This window comes from Butyrivibrio hungatei DSM 14810 (assembly GCF_900143205.1).
Taxonomy (GTDB): domain Bacteria; phylum Bacillota; class Clostridia; order Lachnospirales; family Lachnospiraceae; genus Butyrivibrio; species Butyrivibrio hungatei.
In genome coordinates, this window is sequence record NZ_FRDH01000003.1 from 854,502 (window position 1) to 863,493 (window position 8,992).

General features: G+C 38.9%; 8 protein-coding genes. All 8 read right to left on the bottom strand.

From position 1 onward, the window contains the following. Positions 1-64: 64 nt before the first annotated feature. From BUA02_RS03985 to BUA02_RS04020, 8 genes are read right to left on the bottom strand one after another with little or no spacing between them, the layout of a single operon-like run. Entirely contained in the window at positions 65-1,336 is a 1,272-nt protein-coding gene (locus BUA02_RS03985; protein ID WP_072701135.1) for a glycosyltransferase family 4 protein, read from the bottom strand. Positions 1,337-1,338: 2 nt separating this feature from the next. After that, positions 1,339-2,232 carry a glycosyltransferase gene (locus BUA02_RS03990; protein ID WP_072701137.1) on the bottom strand — a complete coding sequence of 298 codons (894 nt, stop codon included), beginning with the start codon at positions 2,230-2,232 and terminating at the stop codon, positions 1,339-1,341. Positions 2,233-2,243: 11 nt separating this feature from the next. Then, entirely contained in the window at positions 2,244-3,356 is a 1,113-nt protein-coding gene (locus BUA02_RS03995) for an EpsG family protein (RefSeq protein WP_072701140.1), read from the bottom strand. Beyond that, positions 3,357-4,166, bottom strand: coding sequence for a glycosyltransferase (locus tag BUA02_RS04000; protein WP_072701247.1), 810 nt, complete (start codon positions 4,164-4,166; stop codon positions 3,357-3,359). It lies immediately after the preceding gene. 11 nt (positions 4,167-4,177) lie between these two features. Next, positions 4,178-5,278, bottom strand: coding sequence for a YveK family protein (locus BUA02_RS04005; protein ID WP_072701142.1), 1,101 nt, complete (start codon positions 5,276-5,278; stop codon positions 4,178-4,180). A 23-nt stretch (positions 5,279-5,301) separates the two neighbouring features. After that, positions 5,302-6,702, bottom strand: a complete 1,401-nt coding sequence (locus tag BUA02_RS04010; protein ID WP_072701144.1) for an exopolysaccharide biosynthesis polyprenyl glycosylphosphotransferase — start codon at positions 6,700-6,702, stop codon at positions 5,302-5,304. Positions 6,703-6,720: 18 nt separating this feature from the next. After that, a complete protein-coding gene (locus BUA02_RS04015) occupies positions 6,721-7,467 on the bottom strand; it encodes a glycosyltransferase family 2 protein (RefSeq protein ID WP_072701146.1) in 747 nt (248 codons plus the stop codon). Next, the gene (locus BUA02_RS04020) at positions 7,467-8,399 is read right to left on the bottom strand and encodes a glycosyltransferase family 2 protein (RefSeq protein WP_072701148.1); all 933 of its coding nucleotides are present in this window, start codon (positions 8,397-8,399) and stop codon (positions 7,467-7,469) included. Before BUA02_RS04020 ends, BUA02_RS04015 begins: the two co-directional genes overlap by 1 nt. Positions 8,400-8,992: the final 593 nt, after the last annotated feature.

An 8,992-nucleotide genomic window follows, 5' to 3' on the forward strand; every position in this document is an offset into this window, starting at 1 on the left:
AAAGGAATCTGATGATGATTTATGTAGTTAGATACAAAGGTTATAACCAATATGATCCCTCTCTTTATTTCTTAACAATAGATTCATAAACCTCAATGAGCCTCTCATAATTGGCAGTGGCGTCATGAGTCTCTCTTGCGTGTTTGCTGGCATTATCGCCATAAACCGCAGATATAACAGGTTCATCCCACATGGAAATGATCTGGTCAGCAAGCATCTCTACATTGCCCTTATCAAACAAAAGTCCATCCTTGCCAGACTGAACAAGACTTGGGATTCCTCCTACATTTGCTGCAAGCAGCGGAACTCCCAGGAGCATCGCTTCTCCGACAGAATTTGGTGAATTCTCTACAACAGATGGACATACAAACAGACTGGCCTTAAGGAACTGTTCCTTCATCTCCACATCTGAAAGCATTCCTACCATCTTAACTTTTTTCTTGAGCTTATTCTTGGAAATAAGGCTCTTTATGTACTTACCATAGGCACTGGCACGCATAAAATAAGGATACTTGCTCTTACCCTTACCAATTATATTGTTTCCAGCCACATAAAGGTGTGCATCAGGGTATTTTTCAAGAATCTTTGGCATCGCCTGAAGCATAAAATGGAAGCCCTTTAACGGATAGTCACCCTGAGACAGAAAAATGCTGTGAGGCTCCGCATTCTTTTCCTCCCACTTTCCTTCATAGAAGCAAGGTCTCATGGTCTCATTTATGTGATAATACTTAGCTTCGCTATTAATTTCCGAAGTGTATTTCCTGTCAAATTCCGTTCTACCGGTAATATTTCCAGCAAGCATGATGCATTCTCTCTCATGCTCAGCTCTTATCTTGTACTTTTCAACCTGCTGTAGAAGAGAATCCTCCTTTATCCTGTCTCTAAAGGTTGCTGAATTCTGCACCTCAGCAGGAATATCAGCCATATACTCCTTTGCAATTACTCCGCAAATTCCCTGTATTCCTAAAAGAACTCTGTCAGGATTGCCAAAAGCTCTAAGTAATGCAAGAGAATGAGGAAATTCTGTTCCAAATATATGAACAATGTCAGGCTTAAAATCGTCCAAAATGACATGCAATCTATTCTCAAGCTTTCCATCATATACTTCAGGATGATCAAGATCCTCGTAAAAGCTATAATAAGTCACACCATCTATCTCTTCCTTAACATCGGGTTTATCAAAAGGAAAGCATATAGCAAGTGTTATTTTATTATCCTTTGCATTATGCAACTTCTCAAGGCATCCTGTAAGCCATCCCTCTCTCACAGAAAAAGGAATTCCATGTGCTTTCGCATAAGCAGGAAGCATGATGTTGCAAAGCCATAGTATCTTCAAATTCATTTCTCCTTTTTGCCGCTTCTAAGTCTATAAGCAGCATTCTTTATAGCATTGTAACCACCGGCAGTTACTTTATTTGAAGCCACAAAAGTTCTGAGCTTGGATAATGTAAGGACACGTAAAAGGTCATACTTTCTGATCTGCGCCCCTGTCAGATAGAGCTTTATTATCTCTCTTCTTTCATCCTCAGAAATCTTCTTGTTCTGATCTGAATAGCCACCGCCTTCATAATTAGAAATGATCACTGGCATGTACACAGGTACCGCCTTTTCTCTATAAAAGCATCTAAGGAACTGCTCATAGTCAGCTCTGACTTTGTATCGAAGGTCAAATGGGTTCTTGTAAATAAGTCTCTCATCATAAAAGCAAGCCTGATGAGAAGGAACGTTTCGATAACATGCGTAATCGTCAATCCTAGGATTGGAAGCTACTTTAGTGCCTGTTGTGATTTCAAAAATATCGCCATAATAAATGGAGGAAATTGTAGTTCCTTCTTTACTCTGGTTCTTGGTAATGAACTCATGAACATTTCTAAGGACATTTTCATCCTTAAAAGTATCACCGCAATTTAAGAAAAAGATATATGACGGTGATTCGCCAGCCTGAATATCTGAAGCCTTTTCTGCAAGATATGAGGTTGCAATATTCATACCATGATATATTCCGCTATCACAGCTCTCTATAAGAAGTATCTTATCCTTGCTCTCTTCGAAGTCATCAGTCACTTCAAACTTAGCCTTAAGCTTATCAATCGACCCATCTGTAGACATTCCATCTTTTACCAGGATGCGGTAATTTGTATAGCTCTGCTTCTTGATACTTTCGATAGTCTCGATCAGCTTTTTACCCGGATTATATGAAACTACTATTATGTTAAAAAAAGGTCTTTTCATCCGAAACCTCCTTAATATCCTCTCTCAGACAGAGTAAGTGGCATATCGTCAAACAAGATTGACTGATATGGCAAAATCCTAACTCCATCATCAGGAGCTTTCTTCATGTAAATTGCAAAATATAATAAACATCCTAAAACTGCTGCAATCTTGACCCACTTACGTATCCTGTCATCCTTGATATGGAGTATAAGTGCTGGAACAAACAGTATATGAGTTACTGTCAGATAGTACCCGATCCTTGAGATGATAGGAAGAAATGATCCAAACACATAAAGGGCAAGCGCCATGAGATTGCAGTAGAAATAGAACAGGTAGGTTCTATTTTCTTTAACCACATTCTTAAACAATATAAGAGAGAAAATAAGTATAGCTGCGCATCTGGCAATATTAACCTCGCTTGTTCCGCCTGTCAGGTACTCTGTATCTTTGTAGGAAGGATACAAGAACACCACTATCTTCAAATACAGATCCTGTAAAAAAAGACATGAAACGCAGAAAAAGCCAGCTGCAATATACATCCATCTCTTCCACTTCATCCTTGCTATAGGATAAAGCACCAGAACAACTAAAAGTGATTTATGGAAAAGTGCACCAATAAGTACCACCATCAAAAATCTTGGCCAGTCTTTTGCCATTACAAACTTAATGGAATACAGCGCCAATCCTAAAGCCAAATAATAACGCACGGTACTGATGGACTGGAAATAATAGCCAAGAAGCATGAACATCATAAAGCTAAAAGTGAACCACTCGCTCTGATCCCATATCGCCTTCATAAAAAATAAGATAGTAAAGAAAGCAATAACAGCAAAGACCAAAATATAATTTTCAAAGCCGCTAAGATAATAGATCACATATGTAAGCGCATTAAATCCTGCCTCCGTAGGAACATAGGCTCTTGAGTACACCAGATGCATAAATTCGACATACTTGGCATAGTCATTTCCTACATTTACACGTAGCGCAGACACCCAAAATAAGCATGAGAATATGATAACAATTGCTACTGTATTAACAACATTCTGCCTTTTTACCTGTCCATAGCATATATTAAATTGTGTTTTTCTCACAAGCATTGCTGTTAAAAGAACAACCGCTGTAAGTGGCAAATATACTATCATTTATACCTTCTTTAAAGTCTTGGCATGTTTGATGCCCTGATTTAACAAATGGTAACTTTTAAATAATCCTTTTTCGACGCACATGGTTTTTCTGTTGTTAAACAGATATCTAAAACCAAGAATGCTAGCAAATGATCCATACAAAAAGTGATATAAGACACCTCTGTCATAAAAAAACTTATCTGTGTAACCATTAAACCATGTAGACTCACCTGAAACTTCATGTCCAAGTGCTACTGTGGTCCTATATAATGACAGTCCTGACTTTAAACAGTCATGTAAAAAGAGACTATCTTCTCCATTCATGTATGGAGCTCCGCCACCAAATAATAAAGAATACTTAACTCCGCTACTGACAAGCTTGTCTCTTCTAGCGCAGATGGCGTAAGCGGGATATCTTCCGTAGTTCTTCCATGTTACTTTTGCAAAGTCTTCATTCCAGTATGTCTCTCTGCCTTCCTGAGCCCTTACATTGAACATGATCACATCAGCTTCTGGGTGATCATCGAATTCTTTTATGATCTTTTCAGCATATCCCTTATCATAAACAATATCATCATCAGCAAACTGGATAATCTCATGGTCTGCGTTTTCTAGAGCAGTGTTTCTGGATAGACCAACACCTTTTTCTTTTCTGCCGATCACTTTGACTGTGTGACCATTTTGCTGAAACTCTTCCTCGTAATTATCTCCATCAGTTTTAATGAACTGATTGACTAAAATAGCGTCAGACTCAATATTCATTTGTTCCAGTAGACTTTTACAATCTTTGTCCACTGCTGATATCAGCATTTGAAGTCTTTTGCTCATATTATCTTCCATCACTTTATTCTGTAGTATCTTCTAAGGAATCCCGCATCAGCTCTAACCAGAATAATTCCAAGCACAGGACATTCATGTTTCTTTAGCTGAGCTATAATATGTTCGCTCATGCTTCCACATCTTTTTCCCGCTGGAACTGTAAGAATAACACCATCAGATGCACCGATCTTTCTGTAGTTATCAAGCACATTTCCAGGAATTTCCATGGCTGTTACTTTATCTAACTGGCTATCAAAGCCGCTTCCTAATGCCTTTTTAAGTGAATCCAGATCCTTTTTGGAATTCTCGGCATCTTTTACGCTGTCTGAAGCAATCAGCACAACTCTCTCCGCACCAGCAATATATTTCTCATAAGCTGCCTGCAATTCGTTCTTGAAGAAAGCGTCCTTTGAATTATTTTCAAAAAGCACTCCAAGTACCGGCAATTTATATCTCTTTTCGCAGTCCTCAGGAACATAGACCGAATCGTCAAGGGCATCTACTAGCAAAAGAACTAAAATAGCCGCTACTGCAAAAAGAACCGCCCCAAAGATCACAGCAACAAAAGTCCTATCTGTGTAGGTCACAAGAGCAGAATCTGTCTTGCCAATAAGCTTGATCGAATCAAACGCCTCATTGGTATTTCCATAATTTACCAACGCCTCATCGATTGCATCTGTTATCAAATCAGTATCTTCCTGACTATTGTTTGTAACAGTCACCAAAAGGAGCCTTACATCTGAAGGAATCTCTGCTTTTACAGAATCAATAACTTCCTGCTCTGAAATCTGTTCCTTTGATACTCCAGCCTTTTGCAGATTATCCATAGCAACTGGCAAAATATCATCGGTAGACATGAGCGAGTTCCAAGTAAATGCATTGTAATAGTCAACCAAAGTTCCTGCCTGCTCATCATAAGCAAACTTAATGTAGAGCTTGGACTCTGTGCTATAGCTTCTGGCAGGGCCAAAAGTAACGTTCACAAGAGTATATATTCCGCCGCATAAAAGTGCTCCCACCAATGCCGCCAGCGGAATGATCCATATTTTTTTGATAAGCCTTAAATAAAAGCTCCTTAAATTAAGTTCTTCATCCATATGTCTCTGAAATGTTCTGTCCATAAGCATTCTCCAGAATGATAATCTTACTTCTGCGCTGTTGTCTGATTCTCATCAACACCTTCTGTGCTGTCTGGTGTAAACAGTATCTTTACTGTAAGCAGCATAAGCTTGATATCAAGCCAAATTGAATAATTTTCAATATATGTAAGATCAAGCTTTAATTTATCATAAGGTGTAGTATTGTATTTTCCATAAACCTGCGCATATCCTGCAAGTCCAGCCTTCACTTTCATTCTGAAAGCAAATTCAGGCATATCTTCAAGATACTGCTCTATGATCTCTGGTCTCTCAGGTCTTGGTCCAATGAATGTCATGTCACCAACCAGGATATTAAAGAGCTGTGGAAGCTCATCAATTCTGCATGAACGTATGAACTTGCCAATCGGAGTTATTCTTGAATCGTTCTTGGATGCAAGTCTTGCAACTCCATCTTTTTCAGCATCAACGCTCATACTTCTAAACTTCATGATCTTGAACTCTCGTCTGTTGATAGTGCATCTAACCTGTTTGTAAAGCACAGGACCACCATCATATGCCTTGATGATGATAGCAGTGATCAGCATTATTGGTGAAGAAAGTATAATCAGTATCAAAGAAAGCAGTATGTCGAAAGCTCTTTTTATTGCTCTTTGTTCAACCTTGATAGCATATTCCCTAAGTAAGAGAACCGGTGTATCAAAAAGATGAAGCTGAGTAGATCCCTTTAATAGTACATCTGTGATCTTTGGCATTACATAGATTCTGATATTACGACCATAGCAGTACTTAACAAGACCATTTCTATACTCACTAGGAACATCCCAGATAATGACGCCATCATAATCTCCAAGGCACTCTTTGTAGACATTTTCAATGCCTTCAGATATATTCATCTGTTTGATGATCCTGTATTTATCTTTTCTGGTATTGAACTTGCGAATAATGTCATCTGCAGCAAATTTACCATTAACAAGAAGAAGATTCCTTGGCGGGAATATCATTCGATAAATGGCATTTGTGGCATAGGCCCATGCAAAAGACAAAACAAGCTGAATTCCAAATATCTCCAACATTGGAAGCACTGGAACAAGCCAGTTTCTCAAAAGAGCTATCTGGAAATATGAAATGAAGTTCGCCATAAATAATGCGAAGATCTGTGAAAAGAACACATCCATAGGCTTAAGATATCCAATCTTAAGACCTCCATATGTGTTTGAAAAGAATAAAAGCAATATGAAATAGATTGCTAAAATAAGCAAATGTCCGCGGAAGTAAAGCTTAAGTCCACTTCCAAGATTATATCCGTCAACGCTGATACGATTGGCAGAAACTATTGGATAATATGTCTTAAACCAAAACCAGGCGTATACAGCTGTCTGCACGCACAGTCCAATAAATCCAAGGAATAAAACAAGGATTCTTTTTACTGATTCTACGTGTTTCATATGATCCCCTTTTAGCTATCAGATTCTCCTAAGAGTTGCTCTGACAGCCCATCCTCCAAAATAAAATAATGATTCAAATACAGAGAGATCTGCAATATTTCTATACAAAAACCATATTCTCTCTATGGCCAAAAGCTTATTTGATGAAAGCGATTTGGCTGGTCTACGGTAAATAGCAAGATTCTCATCCATTCCGTAAGCAATGATCCCGCTCTTTAATATTCTCCACCAAGTGGCAGTGTCCTCACTTGGAACCATAGGCATGTGGATGATCTCCATGTCTATCTTCTCAGTGTCAAACATAACAGTTGTTGTGAAAATAACCGTTCTTGACAGTGCCTGTCTAAAGTTAAGCGTTTTAGGAGCGTGCACGACCTTACCTGTTGGTCTTGCTTCTTCATCTCCAAACTCATAGGAATGAAAAGAAAAAGCGGCTCCAGTTTTTTCCATGAAAGCAATCTGTTTTTCAAGCTTATCTGCTTGCCATACATCGTCTGCATCCAAAAAAGCTATGTATCTGCCGATTGCTGCGTCGATTCCTGTGTTTCTAGCAGCTGCGGCGCCTTCATTTCTCTCTTTTTTGATTAGTTTGATCCTCTTTGCCTGAGAAGATATCAGTTCTTCAATATATTCAGCGCTTCCATCCCTTGAGCAGTCATCAACCAGAATAAGTTCCCAGTCTTTATAAGTCTGAGCTTCCACCATTTCTATGGTCTTTGCTATGTATTTTTTTGCATTATAGACAGGAACAACAATACTTACCATTATAATTCCTCTTTAACAATGTATAATGGACGCTTCTTGACCTCAAGATAAGTCTTGGACAGATACTGTCCCACAATACCGATGCAAAACAGCTGTACGCCGCTAACAAGTGAAATAATACATACAAGTGAAGGCCATCCACTTGTAGGGTCTCCAAACATGAGCTTTCTAACAATAATGAAGATTATGAATATAAAAGCAAGCAAGCAGAACAGCACACCCATAAATGATGCAATTGCAAGTGGTGCTGTTGAAAATGCAACTATTCCGTCAAGAGCATAGAGGAAAAGCTTCCAGAAAGACCACTTAGTCTCACCTTTTTGTCTCTCAACATTCTCAAATTCAATCCATTTATTCTTAAAGCCCACCCATCCAAAGATTCCTTTAGAAAAGCGGTTGTACTCGCCCATAGAAAGGACTGCATCCACAAATTGTCTGGTCATAAGTCTGTAGTCTCTTGCACCATCAACAATCTCAGTCTTGGACATCCTGTTGATGATCCTGTAGAACATTCTTGCAAAGAATGACCTGATAGGAGGCTCTCCTTTTCTGCTGACTCTTCTGGTGGCTACGCTGTCATAACCATCATTCACGATTGCTTCATACATCTGTGGTAAAAGAGCTGGTGGATCCTGAAGGTCGCAGTCCATGATCGCAACAAAATCGCCCTTTGCTCTCTCAAGACCAGCTATCATAGCAGACTCTTTTCCAAAGTTTCTTGAGAAGTTGATAAGATGAACTCTCTCATCTCTCTCATGAAGCTTTTTTACTTCTGCTACTGTGCCATCCTTAGAACCATCATTTACATATATGATTTCCATATCCACATCATGGGACTTAAAATAAGCCTCATTTTTTAGAAGCTCATCATAAAAATCCACAATATTCTCCTGCTCATTGTAGCAAGGTACTATTATGCTCAAAATTTTCATGTGCAAATCTCCACGCGTCAATTATCTGATTGCATAGTAAGGCAATCCTACCCAATATTTTACACTTATTGCCCAAGTCTTTCAACGAACAGTTACCATTCACAGTTTGGGGATAGCCGCTGGCTAGTTCACTGGGGTCGCGCCCTGCCACTGCCTAGTCTAGCTAAGTGGGGCCGCCAGCCTAAAGTTTGTTTTTGTTCATCCTTTGGATTTTTATGTTCATGGCATTATATTTCTTTCTTTAAATTCTTTGAAACAAACTCGCCTTTGATTGCCATTTTTTGCATGTAAAGTTTTGGGTTTGAACGATTTCAAAAAAACGCCATTTTCTTATGCTCATAAGCAGCTTTTGAAACGCATGCGGTTTGCGTTGTTTGAAGCAGGGCGATAAGAATTTATAATAAGTGGTCACGCCCGCTTTAGGCGGGCTTTGTAAACAGGAATAAGAGGTGACTCTGCAAGCTAGCTTGCGAGATCACCTCTTTTCCTGTTATGGGAGCGTAGCTCCAATGACCACTTATTATAAATTCCGCCCTGCAAGTTTATAGCAAGAGCATGCGTATTAAAACAAAAGCTGCATGAGCACATAGAAA